The sequence below is a fragment of the Brenneria salicis ATCC 15712 = DSM 30166 genome (assembly GCF_003315515.1).
Taxonomy (GTDB): domain Bacteria; phylum Pseudomonadota; class Gammaproteobacteria; order Enterobacterales; family Enterobacteriaceae; genus Brenneria; species Brenneria salicis.
Map to the genome: position 1 here is coordinate 26,608 of NZ_QNRY01000020.1, position 17,806 is coordinate 44,413.

A 17,806-nucleotide genomic window follows, 5' to 3' on the forward strand; every position below is an offset into this window, starting at 1 on the left:
ATAAACCTGAGCCAGAAAGAAATAGCCGCCTATTTTACTCATTATAACGCTTTACGCCAAACCACTGATGATACCAACGGGGCGATATTTGTTGCCTGAAGCGCAATATCCGCCATGAATCGTTGTAAAAACGCGCACTAAGTTGTCCCGATGTGGCGGTATCCAGCCATTCATAACCCTGTTGCCGATAGCGCTCGACAATTTTTATCGACGGCAGTCGCCACGGGTTGTAGCGTGCAGCGGAAGCCGCGACGTATCGTGCATTAACCGCCCGGATAAAGGGCGGCGAGGAAGAGGTCTTGCTGCCATGATGAGGAATTTGTAACAAATCCGCCGCTAACGCGCCTCTTTGCCATTTAATCAATTGCTTTTCCGCTTCAGACTCAATATCGCCGGTCAGCAAAACCCGATATTTGCCATCATCAATGCGTATCACGCATGAATCATTATTCTCTGCTCCGGCCACACGCGTTGTCGGCCATAACACGGTGAAGGTTAATCCCTGCCAGTTCCATACGTCCCCTTGCGAACAGGACGAACGCCCCGGCTGATTATAGGAACGGTAAACCGTGGCGGAGGGATAGGCCTGACGCACTTTCTCCAGTCCCCCAGCGTGATCCATATGGCCATGACTCAGAATGATTTTTTCCAGACTCAGTCCACGCCAGCGCAAATAAGGCAATATTTCTCTCGTTGCCATATCGCCCCCTGGCCACCGGCTTCCGGTATCGTACAGCACCGCTTTTCCATTACGCTCGATGACAATTGCCAGCCCATGCCCCACATCCAACATATCGACGCGCCAGTTGGCTGAATCATTTTTCATGCGGGACACCATAAGCAGCACGATCAACGCACCCAACGTGCCGGGATAGCTTTTCCACCATGCAAAACGCCAGACAGCCACCATCATCCAACCCGTCAGGCTGCCAATCAGCAAGGAGCCATCAAGATATACCCAGCCGCTCTGCAAATAAGAAAGCGGTACGAACACCGCGTTCAATGACCAGTCTCCCAGCCGCCACAACCAGTCACTCAAGGCAGGGAGCGACATCAGCGGTAGGGCCAGTAAAACAAGCGGCGTGGTAATAAATGAAACCACCGGCACCGCCCATAGATTGGCGGGCAGAGACATCAGGCTGAATCCGTGAAACAGCGCCAGCTGCAACGGCATCAGCAACAGGGTAATACCGGTTTGCAGATGTATCCAGCGTAACCAGAACCAGCGCGCTCGAGTCTGACAGCGCACAGGCAGCGGCGCCCATTGGAACCAGAAAATAAGCGCGGCCACAGCCAGACAGGAGAGCCAGAAACTATCGGACAACACGCTGATTGGATCGCATAGCAAAATCATTGCCACACACCATAACCAGACTTGCCACGGCGAACAGAGCACTCCGCTGATTTTCAACGCCAGCCAGACGGAAAGCGCCAATGCCGCCCTGACCGCAGGCGGATTGCCGCCCGCCAACCAGACATAGCCCCAGGCAATCAACACGCTGGTCAGCAATGGCAACCGATAACCGATCCAATGGACAGGCAAACCAAATTGTATCGCCCGCGCCAACAGCCAGCCGAATCCGGCGGCCAACGCAATATGCAGGCCGGAAATCGACATCAGATGCATGGTTCCGGTTTGCTGTAACCGGGCCTTGATTTTGGGATCGACGGTTTTCATTTCACCGAAGGCCAACGCCAGCAAAATAGCACGCCACGGCAACGTCGCCGTTTGCCGCTCCGCCTGCAAGATCACACGCTGGCGCATGTCGCATTCGGCCTCCATGATCCGCGCTGAGAGAATTTTCCCCGCCAACGGCTGGCGTTTCGCTATCTCCCAGCGTTGGCGATCGAATCCGCCTTCATTCAGTCGGCTATGAACAGGACGCAACTGCGCAGTGACCGCCCACCGTTGACCGCCGCACCAGTTACGCATAACGTTCGCCAGCGTGATCTGTGCATAAAGCGGAGGAAACACCCAGCGTTGATTCACCTTCTCCAACCTGACAAGCACCTGATTTTCATCAAACCCGGCAAAACTGACGCTGCTAATGGCGACCACGGCATCAACGGTTCCTTGCGCCAGTTGATCCACTTGCTTTAGCAACGTCTGGGCCGTTAAGCCAGCCCAACAGAAACTGAAAAGCGCAACGGCAATGACGGCGAACCAGCACGACTTGTTGTTTAACCAGACGATGCAAGACAGGCTTAACCCCGCCCATAATAGCTCGCTTGCCGGTAATGCCGGCAGGATCAGCAACGGTAAAACGCCGAGAATAGCGGCCATACTCAGGATACTCACCGATACGCGCTTCATTTACCCCCCACATCCCGGTTTGGGTTCCGACGGTTCTGCGATGCAGATATTTTTCAAAGCTTTTGATTTCAGGACATTCAATTTCAAAGCTTCTGATTTCAAAGCATCCAATTTCAAAAATCTGGCGCCGCAAAAACAGTGTGTTACAACCTTCACTCAGCGCCTAGCTCATCAGGGGATTATTGGAATCCATTACGCAGCCATTGTTGGTCGTTACAGTCAGTTGCAAACAGCGTGCAAAACGCGGTGCGTTTTTACACGGCGATCAGGAGGGATGACAATGGTGGATTTTGTGATACCAGCAAAAAGGGACCGCTTACGCGATCCCTTTAGCTAATGCAGTCCTGTCGGCAGACAGAACAAAGAGGAAGGATTATTTTACTTCGCCCATGGCTTTCAGTTTCCGGGACAATTCACGCCGTTCTTTCGACAAATCCGCATTTTTGATGATGTAATCATCAACACGATCTTCATAATCACCACGCATATTGGCGATAATGTTTTGTACGTCCTTAATGGTCATACCCGGTTTCAGATACTCACTCAGGTTATCTAGCAGTAAAACGCGCTTCTGGTTGTCACGGATTTTCTTTTCGTTATCAGCAATTTCACGTTGCAGTTTATTTTTGCGACGGAACATACGCACAAATTCCAGAACATCCTGGAAACACGGCTTAGTATCCTTATCCATTTCTTTACCCTTACTTAAGTCATACATAGATTCTTTATGCGTCCACCATACAGGTTAACCCCATAATCTTTCAAGTTACAGGTGGATTGCCGTCGATGACCGGCAGTTTGTTCCGCAACCGATTAATTACTGATAATACACAGCAATGCGCTGATTATGAACCTGCTCAATCACCACTTCAGTATCAAAAATATCCGCCAGGATCTCGGACATCATAATCTCTTCCGGTTTGCCGCTGTAGATAATCTGTCCTTGTCGCATGGCGATGATGTAATCAGAGTAAGCGGAAGCGAAATTGATGTCGTGAATAACCAGAACGACGGTTTTACTCAGTTCATCCGCGGCGCGACGAATTTGTTTCATCATTGCCACCGCATGCTTCATATCCAGATTGTTCAGCGGTTCGTCCAACAGGACATATTCGGTATCCTGACACAACACCATTGCTACATAAGCGCGCTGACGCTGGCCGCCGGAAAGTTCATCCAAAAAACGATCTTTCAATTCGGACAGGTTAAGAAACGCTAATGCCGCGGCGATGCGTTTATGGTCATCCGTATTCAGACGCCCTTTGGTATAAGGATAGCGCCCAAACCCGACCAGTTCCTCAACCGTTAACCGACTGGCGAACTGGTTTTCCTGTCGCAACACGGACAGACAGGCCGCCAGTTTATCGCTCGGCGTGGTCGACACATCCATGCCGTTGACGCTGACTCGCCCCTGATCGGCGTCTAACAGACGGCTGACGATAGATAACAACGTCGATTTCCCGGCACCATTCGGGCCAATAATCGACGTGACGCCACCTCGCGGGATGGTCGCGGTGACGTTTTTCAATATCGCCGCCTTGTTGTAAGTTTTGGTGACATTGTCGATTTCAATCACACGGAAACCTTTTTAAGTAACAATAAGATAAACAAAGATCCCCCGATAAACTCAATGACGACGGACAACGCGCCCGCCATATTGAGCAGATGTTCCAGAACCAGTTGTCCCCCCACCAGCGCGATCACCGCCAACAGAAAAGCCCCCGTCAGCAAAAGGCGATGCTGGCCGGAACCCAGCACCAGATACGCCAGATTTGCGACCATAAAACCGAGGAAGGTGAGCGGCCCTACCAGCGCGGTTGATATCGCCACCAGGACGGACACCAGCAGCAGGATGATCGTTACGCTGCGTTTATAGTCCATCCCCAGATTGATGGCCGTATTACGCCCCAGGGCCAAGACATCAAAACGAAAACGCATACGCCAAATAACCAGAGCGACCAGCACGGTGATAATCGCGGACAGCGCAATCAATTCAGGCGCCGCACGGGTAAAGGTGGCGAACATCCGGCCTTGCACAACGGCGAACTCGCTGGGAGTCAGTAAGCGTTGCATCAGATTCGACATACTGCGGAACAACGTGCCGCAGATGATCCCAACCAACAGCACCAGATGAAGATTGTCACGGCTGCCGGTAAATAACCAGCGATACAGGATCGCGGCAAACAGAACCAACAACACAGTTTCGAAAACAAACTTGCCCGCGATCCCCAGCCCAGGTATGCCGCCGCTGCCGAATATAAAAACCAACACCATTTGAATGAGGATAAACAACATCTCAAATCCCATGATCGAGGGAGTCAATACGCGGTTGTTGGTGACGGTTTGAAACAATACTGTCGAGGCACTGGCGGCAAAGGCGACCAGCAACATGGTGGATAATATCAACCCGCGATGCACCATAATGTATCGCAGGTTGCTGCCGAGGTTGATGGTCATAAATATCACGATCAACACCAGTGATATTCCCGCCAGCCATATCAGCCGCTGGCGGGGAGGCTGACCGGCTCGCCCTGCGCCGACTACAGCCGGCATCGAGGTGTTACGTTCATTAACCGACATGGCGTTTTTGGCTTAACAATAAAAGAAGGAAAACAGTGGCGCCGATAATGCCAAGGATCACGCTCACAGGAATTTCAAATGGATAGCGAATTACCCGGCTGATGATGTCGCAGAACAACACCAAACCACCGCCCAGCAGACACACCCAGGGAATGGTTTTACGCACGTTATCGCCGAGCGACATGCTGATTAGATTAGGCACGATAAGGCCGAGGAAAGGCAGATTGCCGACCACTACCACCACCACGCCACTGATAACCGCGATAATGGATAACCCCATCACCATCACCTGCCGGTAGTTGAGCCCGACGTTAACAGAAAATTCGCGTCCCATGCCCGCCACGGTAAAACGATCGGCAACCCAGCAGGCGAGCAGCGTCAGCAGTCCGACCAACCAGAGCAATTCATAACGTCCTTGCAGTACACCGGAGAAATCCCCGGCCTCCCAACTGCCCAATGCCTGCAACAGATCAAAATGCATGGCGCCGAAGGTCGTGATCGCGTTAATCACCGCCCCCAGCATAATGCCCACCAACGGCACAACCAGTGCCGATTTAAGCACACCACCCGTCGCAGCAACATCATGAACAGCAAGGTGCCGCCCAGGGCAAACAAACTGGCGACGGTCATTTTAAGCAAAATAGACGCACCCGGCGCCAGCAGCATGACAACCAGCAATCCCAGACCGGCGGACTGCGTTGTGCCCGCCAGAGAGGGCTCAACAAAACGGTTCTGGGTCAGTAACTGCATAATCAGACCGGCCACGCTCATGGCGCTACCGGCCAGAAGCAAGGCCAGAGTACGCGGCACACGGCTGATAAAGAAAATATCGCGCATTGCCGGATCGGACCAGAGCGCCAGGAGGTTCACACGCCCCGCGCCGATGAACAGGCTGATGACGATCATAGCGACCAGCAAACAGATGCCAAGCGAAAAGTAGAGAGGTTTCATTATCCTGCCGCAACCTACGGTTATTTTTTATCCAATGCGTCGTTCACATCACGTACCAGCGCCTGATAACTTTGCAAACCGCCGGCAATATAAAGCGAAGAGGAATCAAGGTAGATAACACGGTTGTTCCGCCAGGCGGCCGTTTTATAGATCAGCGGATTATCCAGTACCTGTAATGCCGACTCGCTGCCGGTACGACCAATCGCGCTGTCGCGATCCAGTACGAATAACCACTCAGGATTGACGCTCAGCAGGAACTCCGACGTCACCACATTGCCGTGACGTCCGGCCTCAGGAAACTCGGTTGCGGGTTTAAATCCCAACTCATCGAAAACAAAGCCGAAACGGGATTTCGGGCCATAGGCGGACATTTTTCCGCCTGTCACCATCAGCACCAGCGCACTGCCTGCGTTAGCGGCTTTTTCACGGGTCTGGGCGATATTCTGCTTGAAGTCCGCCAGTTGTTTTTTGGCTTCATCTTCTTTGCCAAAAATGGTTCCCAATTGTTCGATACGCTGGGAAAAGCTGGTCATAAACTGACTTTCATCAACATCCATGGAAATGGTCGGCGCAATAGCGCTCAATTTATCGTAAGCATCGCGGGTACGTCCGCCAGCGATAATCAGATCAGGCTTGGCGCTGCTGATTGCCTCGTAATTCGGTTCGAATAACGTACCGGCGTCGAAGTACTCATTACCACTATATTTGGCAAGAAACGGGGGTAAACGCGTACCGTTCTTCGGTACGCCAGCAACATTCACATTCAGCGCATCCAATGTATCCAGAACAGCCGGATCGAAAACAATAACTTTCTCAGGCTGTTGCGGCACCTGCGTCATCCCCTGAGCGTGCTCAATGCTGATCGTTTGCGTTGCTTCACCGGGGGCGGAAGTTTGATCGCACCCAGTCAGCGCCAATATGGACGCTAATAGTGTTGTTTTCATCGCAATCGCTACGTTCACCCGCTCACTCATCTGCTGTCGCTGCGTTTTGCCTGAGACGGCCTCAAGCAATAAAGAATTTCATTATCATTCGCATTAAGAGGAAAAAGTGTAACCGAATGCGAGTATGGATGACTAGCAATTAAGGGATGAGCAAAAGTGAGCGACATCAGGAAAGTGCGCTTGCGCGCGTTATTCAGTGTTATTCTTAGTGCCTGTTATCCGTTTCCGCCTGAGAGCGATCATTTAATCAAACGCAAATATGGCCGATAAAACGCAACCCACATTTTTCATTCACGACTATGAGACGTTCGGTAAACATCCCGCGCGCGATCGTCCCGCACAGTTTGCCGGTATCCGTACTGATATGGATTTCAATATCATCGATGAACCCCTGGTTATTTATTGCAAACCGACCGATGACTATCTGCCTGACCCCGAAGCGGTGATGATCACCGGGATAACCCCCCAGTTGGCCATCTCCAAAGGCATCAATGAAGCCGAGTTTGCACGCCATATTCACGATGCTTTCAGCGTACCTGGCACCTGTATCATGGGATACAACAATATCCGGTTTGATGATGAAGTCAGCCGCAATATTTTTTACCGCAACTTCTATGATCCCTATGCCTACAGTTGGCAAAACGGCAATTCCCGCTGGGATTTACTGGATGCGTTGCGCGCCTGCTATGCGCTGCGTCCAGAGGGCATTGTCTGGCCTGAAAATGACGCAGGGTTGCCCAGCTTCAAACTGGAGCATCTGACCACCACCAATGGCGTCGCGCACGAACATGCCCATGATGCGATGTCCGATGTCTACGCTACTATCGCCATGGCGAAATTGTTGAAACAAGCGCAACCCAAACTGTTTGATTATCTATTCCAGTTACGCAATAAGAATAAAGTCAGCCAGCTTATCGATGTGCCGCAAATGAAGCCGCTGGTGCATGTTTCCGGTATGTTCGGCGCGGCACGAGGCAACACCAGTTGGGTCGCGCCGCTCGCCTGGCACCCGGACAACCGCAACGCGGTGATTGTGTGCGATCTGGCTGGCGATATGACGCCGCTGCTAACCCTGGATGCCGATGCATTGCGCGAACGATTGTATACGCCTCGCGATCAGTTAACTCCAGACCAAAGCCAGGCGCCGCTCAAACTGGTTCATATCAATAAATGCCCGGTTCTGGCACCCGCCAGCGCCTTGCGTCCAGAAGATGCGGCGCGGCTGGGGATTGATCGCCAGCGCAGTCTGGATAACCTGGCGTTGCTGCGCCAGAACTCGCAGGTCAGAGAAAAAGCCGTCGAACTGTTTACTCAATCCTCACCGTTCCCTGCGCTTAGTGACGTTGACCTCAGGTTGTACGATGGGTTTTTCGGCGATGCGGATCGTATGTCCATGAAAATTATTCTGGAAACGGCGCCGCAAAATCTCCCGGCGTTAGATCTCAAATTTGTCGATGATCGTCTGGAACCACTATTGTTCCGCTATCGGGCGCGCAATTTTCCCCAAACACTGGATGATGGTGAACAACAGCGCTGGTTACAGCATCGGAAATCTGTATTTACCGCTGAACGCTTACAGGAATACATTGTGCAACTAGAGGCGCTTTATCAACGTTATGAAGGTGATAAACCCAAAACAGCCCTGATCAAGGCCCTCTTTACCTATGCGCAGACACTGACCAGTTGACTCGCCGCCATAAAAAAAGCGGAGAATGATGCTCCGCTTAATTATTTCGCTGTTGAAAGTCTATGCCGTAAAGGTTGCGGCTAAAAAATCACATTTCCTGAAACTTTCTTTTTTTCTCATTCTGCAATCTTTCGAGCTCAAAAATGACCTGTTGCAAATCACGCTCTTGTGCGGCGGATAAGGCAGGAAATTTAAAGCTCAGACGCTGGGTCAGTTTGATTTCGCCTTTATTATCGACAACCTTCACCGCCGACTGGCTGATAAACTGTAAATCAACACAGAAAAAGCCATATTCGTCGAGATCCATTTCAACCTGCTCGATAATATCGCCCGGATTCAACAACATCGATGTATCCCGATCGGTATATAAACTCAGCCCCCCTAAAGACAAATCTTTGATCGTGAATTGAAAATTAGTTTCATCCGGCAATTCCCCGCGACACATCAACGGCGGCCACAATGGTGTGTTGATGCGAAAATAGGTTCTGCGTTGGATCAGATAAAGTTGCTCAGGAATGGATGCCGTAAATGCCGGTAATCCCTGAAAATCGATAGTGCGGCCAATTTCCGTCTGAAACTCGACCTTGGCGCCGGCGGGTTCGGCGACAAACGACAATAAACCGGCATACAACGCCCGACTGTTCTCATGCTCTACCCCGCCCAGGTCAAAAACGAAAATATCACTATCGGCCATGACATCAAGAATTTTACTGATGAATTGACCATGTTCATGATGAACCATTACGGTCGTGTCATTCTTCTTCAACTCACGCAGCGTTGCACAGATAGCCAGTTTATTGCGTTTAACAAACTGCTCTTTTAGGTTTTCATCCACCGTTCTCATCCCCACCATCAATGGTTTTATTGCCGCATATTTAATGAAACATATGATACAAACCGGTTTAAACGCTATCGACACATCTCCCTTGCAACTTTAGAAGAATTAAGCAGAAAAGCATTTAAACGCTCGAATATCCGGCACTGCCTGACTAATTCAGCGGCATCGTCATCGGATCGGGATATTGATATTCAAACCCAAGTTCACGACAAATGCGCTGTCCGTCCACCAAACGTCCCGGCGTATCGTCGCTTTCCGTTACAAACTGCGGCGGCGCCAGATTAAGTTTGCGCGCCTGATCGGGATAATAATCCTGTCTGGCGGGATGTTCCGGCGCACAGAGGTTATAGAGGTGTCCGCCGTGTGGCCGTTTCAGCAGCAGTTGAATTGCCGACATCACATCTTCCTGATGCACCAGATTCACACCATGAGCGCCATCGCGTAATGCCGTTTTCCCTGCCAGAAAACGCCCCGGATGACGCTCACCGCCAACCAATCCCGCCAAACGCAGAATATCAACGGCGGTATCCGGCAGATGCTGCAACCATTGCTCAAGCGATACCAGCACTTTCCCCGCGCGGGTGATCGGGTTTAACGGCGAATTTTCTTTTACCATTCCCACGCTACCGCCATAAACGGACGTTGAACTGGTGAAAATAATACGCGGTACATGAAAAACGCGCGCGGTATTGACCAGTTGCTGCACAGCCTGCGCATAACCTTCTCCGCTTTGTGCCGTGCGGCTGACGGGTAGCGTGATAATGAGCACGTCCACCTGCAATAGGGCGTTGAGCTCATCGGTATTGCATTGCAGTTCGGGGGTAAGTTTGAGCAGATAACATTCGATACCGCTCATCCGGGCCGCCTCCACGCCATCAATCGTCGTTTTACTACCGACAACCTGATAGCCCTGTCCATTGAGCGCCAACGCCAGCGGCATTCCCAACCACCCCAATCCGATAATCGCCACTTTTTTCATTGTCCGCTCCACCTCGACCTTCATCTCGCCATCCTGCGCACTAACAACCATAATCCCACGCTTCATCGCGCATTCAATAAAAACCCGCAATGATTAAAAAACAGTTGCGTGCAGGCCGGTACATGGTTTAGGTTATTCGGCAGGTAGTATTACTTCAGTATAACCAAGAGACATTTTATGACACGCGTTCTGTTTAACCACCATCATCACCATCATCCTGACTAGTCTTTCAGGCGGTTGGTGCTGGAAGACATTAAGATCTTCCAGTGGCGCAGAACGAAAAGAGAGCCCTCGGAAGATCACTTCCGAGGGTTTTTTTATTGTTGGCCCATGTATTTGAAAATAGTACTTAATTTGACAGGTTAATGAGGTTTCCATGCTGGATAAAACACGTTTACGGATAGCAATGCAAAAGTCAGGTCGTTTGAGTGATGATTCACGCGAACTGTTGGCTCGTTGTGGTATTAAAATCAATTTACATCAACAACGTCTTATCGCTTTTGCTGAAAATATGCCGATTGATATTCTGCGCGTCCGCGATGATGATATCCCCGGTCTGGTTATGGATGGTGTGGTCGATTTGGGGATTATCGGCGAAAACGTTCTGGAAGAGGAACTGCTCAACCGCCGTGCTCAGGGCGAAGATCCGCGCTACTTTACCCTGCGTCGTCTGGATTTCGGCGGTTGCCGTTTGTCTCTGGCGATGGCGCTGGATGAAGAGTACACCGGAACGCAATGTCTGCAAAACAAACGCATCGCCACGTCCTACCCTCACCTGCTCAAACAATATCTCGATCGTCAATCCGTCAATTTCAAATCCTGCCTGTTGAATGGTTCGGTTGAAGTGGCCCCACGCGCCGGATTAGCAGATGCCATCTGCGATCTGGTTTCCACTGGCGCCACACTGGAAGCCAATGGCCTACGTGAAGTCGAGGTTATCTATCGTTCCAAAGCCTGCCTGATCCAGCGTGATGGCGAAATGCCCGCCGATAAACAGGAGTTGATTGATAAATTGCTGACGCGGATGCAGGGCGTTATTCAGGCGCGTGAATCAAAATATATTATGTTGCACGCGCCCAGCGAGCGTCTGGAAGAAGTTATTGCATTATTGCCGGGCGCTGAACGCCCAACCCTGCTGCCGCTGGCTGGCGATCAAAGCCGCGTCGCCATGCATATGGTCAGCAGCGAAACCCTGTTCTGGGAAACCATGGAAAAACTCAAATCGCTAGGCGCCAGTTCCATTCTGGTATTGCCAATTGAAAAAATGATGGAGTGATGTCGATGCCTAACAACACGACCAATGTCAGCACCACCGGCAACTTCAATACGATCATTGACTGGCAGCGCTGCTCGATTGAAGAGCAACGTCAGCTACTGACGCGTCCGGCTATCTCCGCTTCAGACCGCATCACCGCTACCGTTAACGACATACTCGCCAGGGTGAAAAGCCAGGGCGACCGCGCACTACGCGACTATAGCGCGCAATTCGATAAGGTTCAGATTGACGCTATTCGCGTCACCGCGGCGGAAATCGACGCCGCGGCAGCACGCCTGAACGAAGAGGTGAAACAGGCGATGTCGGTGGCCGTGCGCAATATCGAAACCTTTCATAATGCGCAGAAACTGTCGGTTGTCGATATTGAAACGCAGCCCGGCGTGCGTTGCCAGCAACTGACTCGTCCGATAGCGACCGTGGGTTTATATATTCCGGGGGGCTCCGCCCCTCTGCCGTCAACGGTACTCATGCTGGGGACACCGGCACGTATCGCCGGTTGCCGACGCGTCGTTCTGTGTTCGCCGCCGCCGATCGCCGATGAGATCCTATATGCCGCGCAATTATGTGGAATTCAGGAAGTGTTCCAGCTTGGCGGCGCGCAAGCGATCGCAGCCATGGCTTTCGGCACCGAAAGCGTACCTAAAGTGGACAAAATATTTGGTCCGGGGAACGCGTATGTCACGGAGGCCAAACGTCAGGTAAGCCAACAACTCGATGGCGCGGCGATTGATATGCCGGCTGGCCCGTCTGAAGTACTGGTGATCGCCGATAGCGGCGCGACGCCGGCGTTTGTGGCGTCGGATTTGCTCTCTCAGGCGGAACATGGCCCGGACTCACAGGTTATTTTGCTGACACCGGATGCGGCCATGGCCAAAGCCGTGACCGATGCGGTGGAACAACAGCTTACCTCTCTTTCCCGCGCCGACATCGCTCGTCAGGCGTTGACCGGCAGCCGGGTGATTGTGACTCGTGATCTGGCGCAATGTATTGAGATCAGCAACCAATATGGCCCGGAACACCTGATCATCCAGACGCGTGATGCGGAATCGCTGGTTGAGCGCATTACCAGCGCCGGTTCGGTGTTTCTTGGCGACTGGTCGCCGGAATCCGCGGGCGACTATGCCTCAGGCACCAACCATGTATTGCCTACCTACGGTTACACCTCGACCTATTCCAGCCTGGGACTGGCGGATTTCCAGAAGCGCATGACTGTGCAACAACTTACGCCGCAGGGCCTGCTGCAACTGGCGCCGACCATTGAAACACTGGCGCAAGCTGAACAACTTACCGCCCACAAAAACGCCGTTACTCTGCGTGTCGCCGCCCTGAAGGAGCAAGCATGAGCATTGAAGAACTGGCCCGGGCCAATGTCCGCGCCCTGACGCCTTATCAATCGGCACGTCGTCTGGGCGGTAATGGCGATGTCTGGCTGAATGCCAACGAGTACCCGCAGGCCCCGGAATTTCAACTGACCTTACAGACGCTGAACCGCTACCCTGAATGTCAGCCCGCGAGCGTGATAAAGCGTTATGCGGATTATGCAGGCGTACAATCAGAGCAGGTTTTGGTCAGCCGCGGCGCCGATGAAGGGATCGAACTGTTGATCCGCGCGTTCTGCGAACCCGGCAAAGACGCCATTATGTTCTGCCCCCCGACTTATGGCATGTACGCCGTCAGTGCGGAAACCTTTGGCGTTGAGCGCCGTAACGTCGACAGCAAGCCTGACTGGCAGTTGGATCTGGACGCCATTGCCGCACAACTGGACGGCGTAAAAGTCATCTATGTGTGCAGCCCGAACAACCCGACCGGCAATCTGGTTCCGCAGGAAGACCTGCGTCAGCTTCTCTCGCTGGCGCAAGGCAAGGCGCTGGTGGTTATCGATGAGGCTTACATTGAGTTCAGTCCGCAGGCCACCACCGCTGGCTGGCTGGAGGACTATCCGCATCTGGTTATTTTGCGAACCTTATCGAAGGCCTTTTCTCTCGCGGGCCTGCGCTGCGGTTTTACGCTGGCTAACGCCGAGGTCATCCAGTTACTGCTGAAGGTTATCGCCCCTTACCCGCTCTCCACGCCGGTCGCCGATATCGCCGCACAAGCATTAAGCCAGGAGGGGATCGCCAAAATGAAGGCGCGGGTGGCGGAAATCACGGAGAACCGGGTATGGCTTAGCCAGGCGCTGACAGACATTGCGTGTGTGGAAAATGTCTATCCCAGCGAAAGCAATTATCTGCTGGTTCGTTTTACCGCCTCGTCCTTTGTTTTCAAAACGCTTTGGGATCAAGGCATTATCCTGCGGGATCAAAATAAGCAACCCGGACTTGCCGGTTGCTTGCGTATCACTATCGGCAACCGTTATGAATGTGAGCGTGTGATCAGCGCGTTACAATCATTACCGGGCATCAACGTATAATCTTAAGGAGCCAATGTGGGCCAGAAATACCTCTTTATCGACCGTGATGGAACCTTGATCGCTGAACCGCCTGAGGATTTTCAGGTTGACCGACTGGATAAACTGGCGTTGGAACCGGATGTCATTCCATCGCTGCTGGCGTTGCAGAAAGCAGGCTATAAGCTGGTGATGATCACCAATCAGGACGGGCTGGGCACCGCCAGTTTCCCGCAGGAAACATTCGATCCGCCGCACAATCTCATGATGCAGATCCTGACGTCTCAAGGGATTCGCTTTGGCGAGATCCTGATTTGCCCTCACCTGCCGGCGGACAATTGCGCCTGCCGTAAACCCAAAACCGCGTTGGTGACGGCCTATCTGCAAGATGGCGTACTGGATCGGGCGAACAGCTATGTCATCGGGGATCGCGAAACCGATCTGCAACTGGCGCAAAACATGAGCATCACCGGATTACGTTATCAACGTGAAACGCTTAACTGGGCGGAAATCGCCCGCCAACTGACCAAACGTAATCGTCACGCGCATGTCAATCGCGTGACGCGTGAAACGGCTATTGACGTTAATGTCTGGCTGGATCAGGAAGGCAACAGCAAAATCAATACCGGCGTCGGCTTCTTCGATCACATGTTGGATCAAATCGCCACCCACGGCGGTTTCCGTATGCAAATCGAAGTCAAAGGCGATCTGTATATTGACGATCACCACACGGTGGAAGATACCGGCTTGGCGCTGGGTGAAGCGCTGAACAAGGCGCTGGGCGACAAACGCGGGATTGGCCGTTTTGGTTTCGTGCTGCCGATGGATGAATGCCTGGCCCGCTGTGCGCTGGATATCTCCGGGCGTCCGCATCTGGAATATAAAGCCGAGTTCAGCTACCAGCGCGTGGGTGATTTGAGCACGGAAATGGTGGAACACTTCTTCCGCTCACTGTCTTACGCTATGGCCTGTACCCTGCACTTGAAAACCAAAGGCCGTAACGACCACCACCGGGTGGAAAGTCTGTTCAAAGTGTTTGGCCGTGCGTTGCGTCAGGCCATTCGGGTTGAAGGCGATATGTTGCCGAGTTCTAAAGGGGTGCTGTAATGAAGGTCGTCATTCTGGATACCGGTTGCGCCAACCTCTCTTCTGTAACCTATGCCGTACAACGGCTTGGTTACGATCCGGTAGTCAGCCTCGAAGCCGAGATCGTGCTACAGGCCGATAAACTGTTTCTCCCTGGCGTCGGCACTGCGCAGGCGGCGATGGATCAGTTGCGGGAACGCAATCTGATCGATCTTATCAAAGCCTGTACTCAACCGGTGCTCGGCATTTGTCTCGGAATGCAATTGCTCGGTTCGTCCAGCGACGAAAGCGGCGGGATTGAGACGCTGGGCATTGTTGACGCGCCGGTAAAGCGCATGCTTGACCGTGGACTGCCGCTGCCCCATACGGGCTGGAATCAGGTAACGCCGCAGGCGGGCCACCGCTTATTCCGCGATATTGATGACGATGCCTATTTCTATTTCGTGCACGGCTACGCTATGCCGGTGTGCGCCAATACCATCGCGCAGACCAACTACGGCGAAGCATTCACCGCCGCGGTGGAAAAGGATAATTTCTTTGGCGTCCAGTTCCACCCTGAGCGTTCCGGCGCCGCTGGCGCGCAGTTGCTGAAAAACTTTCTGGAGATGTAGATCGTCATGATTATTCCCGCATTGGATCTGATTGACGGACAGGTTGTCCGTTTACATCAAGGCGATTATGGTCAGCAGCGTCAGTATGGCAGCGATCCGTTGCCGCGCTTGCAGGATTATCAGCAGCAAGGGGCGCAGGTTTTACATCTGGTCGATTTAACCGGCGCCAAAGATCCCGCCGCGCGCCAGACCCCGCTGCTTAAAAAACTGTTGTCGGGCGTCAGTGTCCCGGTACAAGTCGGCGGCGGTATTCGCACTGAACAAGACGTTGAAGCACTGCTGGAAGCCGGCGCCAGCCGGGTGGTGATTGGCTCCACCGCCGTTAAAGAACCGGCTCGCGTACAGCAGTGGTTCACTCGCTATGGCGCTGAAGCATTGGTTCTCGCCTTAGATGTGCGTATTGATGCCAACGGCGTTAAACAGGTGGCAATCAGCGGATGGCAGGAAAATTCAAATACGACGCTTGAGCAAATCGTTGAACAGTATCTGCCTTTCGGATTGAAGCATGTGCTGTGTACCGATATTTCCCGCGACGGCACCCTGAGCGGTTCGAATGTTGATCTCTATCGTGAAATCAGCCAGCGCTTCCCGCAAGTGGCTTTCCAGGCTTCCGGCGGCATCGGCAACCTGACGGATATCGCTAATCTGCGCGATAGCGGCGTACAAGGGGTGATTATCGGGCGGGCGCTGTTGGAAGGTAAATTTAACGTAGCGGAGGCTATTTCATGCTGGCAAAACGAATAATTCCTTGTCTGGACGTGCGTGACGGACAGGTTGTCAAAGGCGTACAATTTCGCAACCATGAAATCATCGGCGATATCGTGCCACTGGCGCAGCGTTATGCTCAGGAAGGCGCGGATGAACTGGTGTTTTACGATATCACCGCCTCCTCTGATGGTCGTGTGGTCGATAAAAGCTGGGTTTCCCGCGTGGCGGAAGTGATCGATATTCCTTTCTGTGTCGCAGGCGGCATTAAAAGCGTTGAAGAAGCGGGACAAATTCTCTCTTTCGGCGCAGATAAAATCTCCATCAATTCGCCCGCACTGGCCGATCCTGAGTTAATTACCCGATTGGCCGATCGTTACGGCGTACAATGTATCGTGGTCGGGATTGATACCTGGCATGACACCGCAACGGGCCGTTATCACGTCAATCAATACACCGGCGACGAAACACGCACCAAAGTCACGACCTGGGAAACGCTGGACTGGGTTGAAGAAGTACAAAAACGCGGCGCGGGCGAGATTGTCCTGAATATGATGAATCAGGATGGCGTGCGCAATGGCTACGATTTGTGCCAACTGAATTTAGTCCGCGATATTTGTCACGTTCCGCTCATCGCTTCCGGCGGCGCGGGTACGATGGAACATTTTCTGGACGCGTTCCAGACCGCGCACGTTGACGGCGTGCTGGCCGCCTCCGTGTTTCACAAGCAGATCATTAATATTGCTGAACTGAAACAATTTCTTAAGCAACAAGGCGTGGAGATACGGGTGTGTTAAGTGCAGAACCTAAGTTAACTGAGAAAGAAAGAAGCCAACTCGATTGGCGAAAAACGGATGGCATGTTGCCTGTCGTCGTACAGCATGCGGTTTCCGGTGAAGTCTTGATGCTGGGCTACATGAATCAGGACGCGCTGAAAGCGACTGAAGAAAGCGGCAAAGTGACATTCTTTTCACGCACCAAACAACGGCTATGGACCAAAGGCGAATCTTCCGGCAATTTTCTGAACGTGGTTTCTATCACGCCCGATTGCGATAACGATACCTTGCTGATTCTGGCGAATCCTATCGGGCCGACCTGTCATCTGGGCAGCAGCAGCTGTTTTTCACCTGCCGCCAGCGACTGGACATTCCTCTATCAGTTAGAGCAGTTACTTGCCGAGCGTAAGCATGCGGACCCAACCAGTTCTTACACCGCCCGTTTATATGCCAGCGGCACTAAACGCATTGCGCAGAAAGTGGGCGAGGAAGGTCTTGAAACCGCGCTGGCCGCAGCCGTGCATGATCGCGACGAGTTAACCAATGAAGCCGCCGATCTGATGTACCATCTGTTGGTGTTGTTGCAGGATCAGAACCTGGATCTGGCAACCATCATCAATTGTCTGAAAGCACGCCATAACAACAAGTAATCCTGCCGCACAAAAACAACAAA

Annotated in this window: 17 protein-coding genes, 1 pseudogene and 1 other annotated feature; of the genes and pseudogenes, 10 read left to right on the forward strand and 8 right to left on the reverse strand. The window is 52.5% G+C overall.

The window, feature by feature from the left end; genetic code table 11:
* Positions 1-34: 34 nt before the first annotated feature.
* The 6 genes and pseudogenes from DES54_RS10115 to DES54_RS10140 all read right to left on the reverse strand — a co-directional run bounded on the left by DES54_RS10115 (position 35) and on the right by DES54_RS10140 (position 6,807).
* Positions 35-2,314 (reverse strand): ComEC family protein, encoded by a 2,280-nt coding sequence (locus tag DES54_RS10115; RefSeq protein WP_113867017.1) that lies wholly within the window; start codon positions 2,312-2,314, stop codon positions 35-37.
* 373 nt (positions 2,315-2,687) lie between these two features.
* Positions 2,688-3,005 (reverse strand): PTS system regulator TmaR, encoded by a 318-nt coding sequence (gene tmaR / locus DES54_RS10120; RefSeq protein ID WP_113867019.1) that lies wholly within the window; start codon positions 3,003-3,005, stop codon positions 2,688-2,690.
* Positions 3,006-3,131: 126 nt separating this feature from the next.
* On the reverse strand, positions 3,132-3,890 hold the full coding sequence (locus tag DES54_RS10125; protein WP_113867021.1) for an iron ABC transporter ATP-binding protein: 759 nt from the start codon (positions 3,888-3,890) through the stop codon (positions 3,132-3,134).
* Positions 3,887-4,894: an iron chelate uptake ABC transporter family permease subunit gene (locus DES54_RS10130; RefSeq protein WP_113867023.1), complete on the reverse strand. Its 1,008-nt coding sequence runs from the start codon at positions 4,892-4,894 to the stop codon at positions 3,887-3,889. Before DES54_RS10130 ends, DES54_RS10125 begins: the two co-directional genes overlap by 4 nt.
* Positions 4,884-5,845: pseudogene (locus DES54_RS10135) on the reverse strand (ABC transporter permease). The gene DES54_RS10130 and the pseudogene DES54_RS10135 overlap by 11 nt, the downstream one beginning before the upstream one ends.
* Before the next feature lie 20 nt (positions 5,846-5,865).
* Positions 5,866-6,807 carry a siderophore ABC transporter substrate-binding protein gene (locus DES54_RS10140; protein ID WP_427846349.1) on the reverse strand — a complete coding sequence of 314 codons (942 nt, stop codon included), beginning with the start codon at positions 6,805-6,807 and terminating at the stop codon, positions 5,866-5,868.
* Between the two features lie 241 nt (positions 6,808-7,048).
* Here DES54_RS10140 and sbcB point away from each other — a divergent pair, with 241 nt between their 5' ends.
* Entirely contained in the window at positions 7,049-8,476 is a 1,428-nt protein-coding gene (sbcB, locus tag DES54_RS10145) for an exodeoxyribonuclease I (protein ID WP_113867025.1), read from the forward strand.
* A gap of 88 nt (positions 8,477-8,564) precedes the next feature.
* Here the strand turns inward: sbcB and DES54_RS10150 are convergent, their stop codons facing one another.
* Positions 8,565-9,320: a flagellar brake protein gene (locus DES54_RS10150; protein WP_113867027.1), complete on the reverse strand. Its 756-nt coding sequence runs from the start codon at positions 9,318-9,320 to the stop codon at positions 8,565-8,567.
* Between the two features lie 145 nt (positions 9,321-9,465).
* Positions 9,466-10,293, reverse strand: a complete 828-nt coding sequence (locus DES54_RS10155; protein WP_113867071.1) for an SDR family oxidoreductase — start codon at positions 10,291-10,293, stop codon at positions 9,466-9,468.
* Between the two features lie 177 nt (positions 10,294-10,470).
* Here DES54_RS10155 and hisL point away from each other — a divergent pair, with 177 nt between their 5' ends.
* From hisL to hisIE, 9 genes are all read left to right on the forward strand, one after another.
* The gene (gene hisL / locus DES54_RS10160) at positions 10,471-10,518 is read left to right on the forward strand and encodes a his operon leader peptide (protein WP_106389040.1); all 48 of its coding nucleotides are present in this window, start codon (positions 10,471-10,473) and stop codon (positions 10,516-10,518) included.
* Positions 10,494-10,614: a sequence feature (His leader region), on the forward strand. Its footprint overlaps the gene before it by 25 nt.
* Before the next feature lie 55 nt (positions 10,615-10,669).
* Positions 10,670-11,569 carry an ATP phosphoribosyltransferase gene (hisG, locus tag DES54_RS10165; protein WP_113867029.1) on the forward strand — a complete coding sequence of 300 codons (900 nt, stop codon included), beginning with the start codon at positions 10,670-10,672 and terminating at the stop codon, positions 11,567-11,569.
* Between the two features lie 5 nt (positions 11,570-11,574).
* Positions 11,575-12,912, forward strand: coding sequence for a histidinol dehydrogenase (gene hisD, locus DES54_RS10170; RefSeq protein ID WP_427846322.1), 1,338 nt, complete (start codon positions 11,575-11,577; stop codon positions 12,910-12,912).
* The gene (gene hisC, locus DES54_RS10175; protein WP_113867033.1) at positions 12,909-13,979 is read left to right on the forward strand and encodes a histidinol-phosphate transaminase; all 1,071 of its coding nucleotides are present in this window, start codon (positions 12,909-12,911) and stop codon (positions 13,977-13,979) included. Before hisD ends, hisC begins: the two co-directional genes overlap by 4 nt.
* 15 nt (positions 13,980-13,994) lie before the next feature.
* Positions 13,995-15,062 (forward strand): bifunctional histidinol-phosphatase/imidazoleglycerol-phosphate dehydratase HisB, encoded by a 1,068-nt coding sequence (gene hisB / locus DES54_RS10180; RefSeq protein ID WP_113867035.1) that lies wholly within the window; start codon positions 13,995-13,997, stop codon positions 15,060-15,062.
* On the forward strand, positions 15,062-15,652 hold the full coding sequence (hisH, locus tag DES54_RS10185; RefSeq protein ID WP_113867037.1) for an imidazole glycerol phosphate synthase subunit HisH: 591 nt from the start codon (positions 15,062-15,064) through the stop codon (positions 15,650-15,652). The genes hisB and hisH overlap by 1 nt, the downstream gene beginning before the upstream one ends.
* 6 nt (positions 15,653-15,658) lie before the next feature.
* Positions 15,659-16,396, forward strand: a complete 738-nt coding sequence (gene hisA, locus DES54_RS10190) for a 1-(5-phosphoribosyl)-5-[(5-phosphoribosylamino)methylideneamino]imidazole-4-carboxamide isomerase (RefSeq protein WP_113867039.1) — start codon at positions 15,659-15,661, stop codon at positions 16,394-16,396.
* Positions 16,378-17,154: an imidazole glycerol phosphate synthase subunit HisF gene (gene hisF, locus DES54_RS10195; RefSeq protein WP_113867041.1), complete on the forward strand. Its 777-nt coding sequence runs from the start codon at positions 16,378-16,380 to the stop codon at positions 17,152-17,154. The genes hisA and hisF overlap by 19 nt, the downstream gene beginning before the upstream one ends.
* Positions 17,148-17,783 carry a bifunctional phosphoribosyl-AMP cyclohydrolase/phosphoribosyl-ATP diphosphatase HisIE gene (gene hisIE / locus DES54_RS10200; protein ID WP_113867043.1) on the forward strand — a complete coding sequence of 212 codons (636 nt, stop codon included), beginning with the start codon at positions 17,148-17,150 and terminating at the stop codon, positions 17,781-17,783. Before hisF ends, hisIE begins: the two co-directional genes overlap by 7 nt.
* The last annotated feature ends 23 nt before the right edge of the window (positions 17,784-17,806 follow it).

Bases quoted from the DNA above. Each gene is read 5' to 3' on its own strand.
- hisD (WP_427846322.1), top strand. From the start codon at position 11,575: ATGCCTAACAACACGACCAATGTCAGCACCACCGGCAACTTCAATACG.
- DES54_RS10150 (WP_113867027.1), bottom strand. From the start codon at position 9,320: ATGAGAACGGTGGATGAAAACCTAAAAGAGCAGTTTGTTAAACGCAAT.
- hisG (WP_113867029.1), top strand. From the start codon at position 10,670: ATGCTGGATAAAACACGTTTACGGATAGCAATGCAAAAGTCAGGTCGT.
- DES54_RS10155 (WP_113867071.1), bottom strand. From the start codon at position 10,293: ATGAAAAAAGTGGCGATTATCGGATTGGGGTGGTTGGGAATGCCGCTG.
- hisA (WP_113867039.1), top strand. From the start codon at position 15,659: ATGATTATTCCCGCATTGGATCTGATTGACGGACAGGTTGTCCGTTTA.
- hisH (WP_113867037.1), top strand. From the start codon at position 15,062: ATGAAGGTCGTCATTCTGGATACCGGTTGCGCCAACCTCTCTTCTGTA.
- DES54_RS10115 (WP_113867017.1), bottom strand. From the start codon at position 2,314: ATGAAGCGCGTATCGGTGAGTATCCTGAGTATGGCCGCTATTCTCGGC.
- sbcB (WP_113867025.1), top strand. From the start codon at position 7,049: ATGGCCGATAAAACGCAACCCACATTTTTCATTCACGACTATGAGACG.
- hisF (WP_113867041.1), top strand. From the start codon at position 16,378: ATGCTGGCAAAACGAATAATTCCTTGTCTGGACGTGCGTGACGGACAG.
- hisC (WP_113867033.1), top strand. From the start codon at position 12,909: ATGAGCATTGAAGAACTGGCCCGGGCCAATGTCCGCGCCCTGACGCCT.
- DES54_RS10130 (WP_113867023.1), bottom strand. From the start codon at position 4,894: ATGTCGGTTAATGAACGTAACACCTCGATGCCGGCTGTAGTCGGCGCA.
- tmaR (WP_113867019.1), bottom strand. From the start codon at position 3,005: ATGGATAAGGATACTAAGCCGTGTTTCCAGGATGTTCTGGAATTTGTG.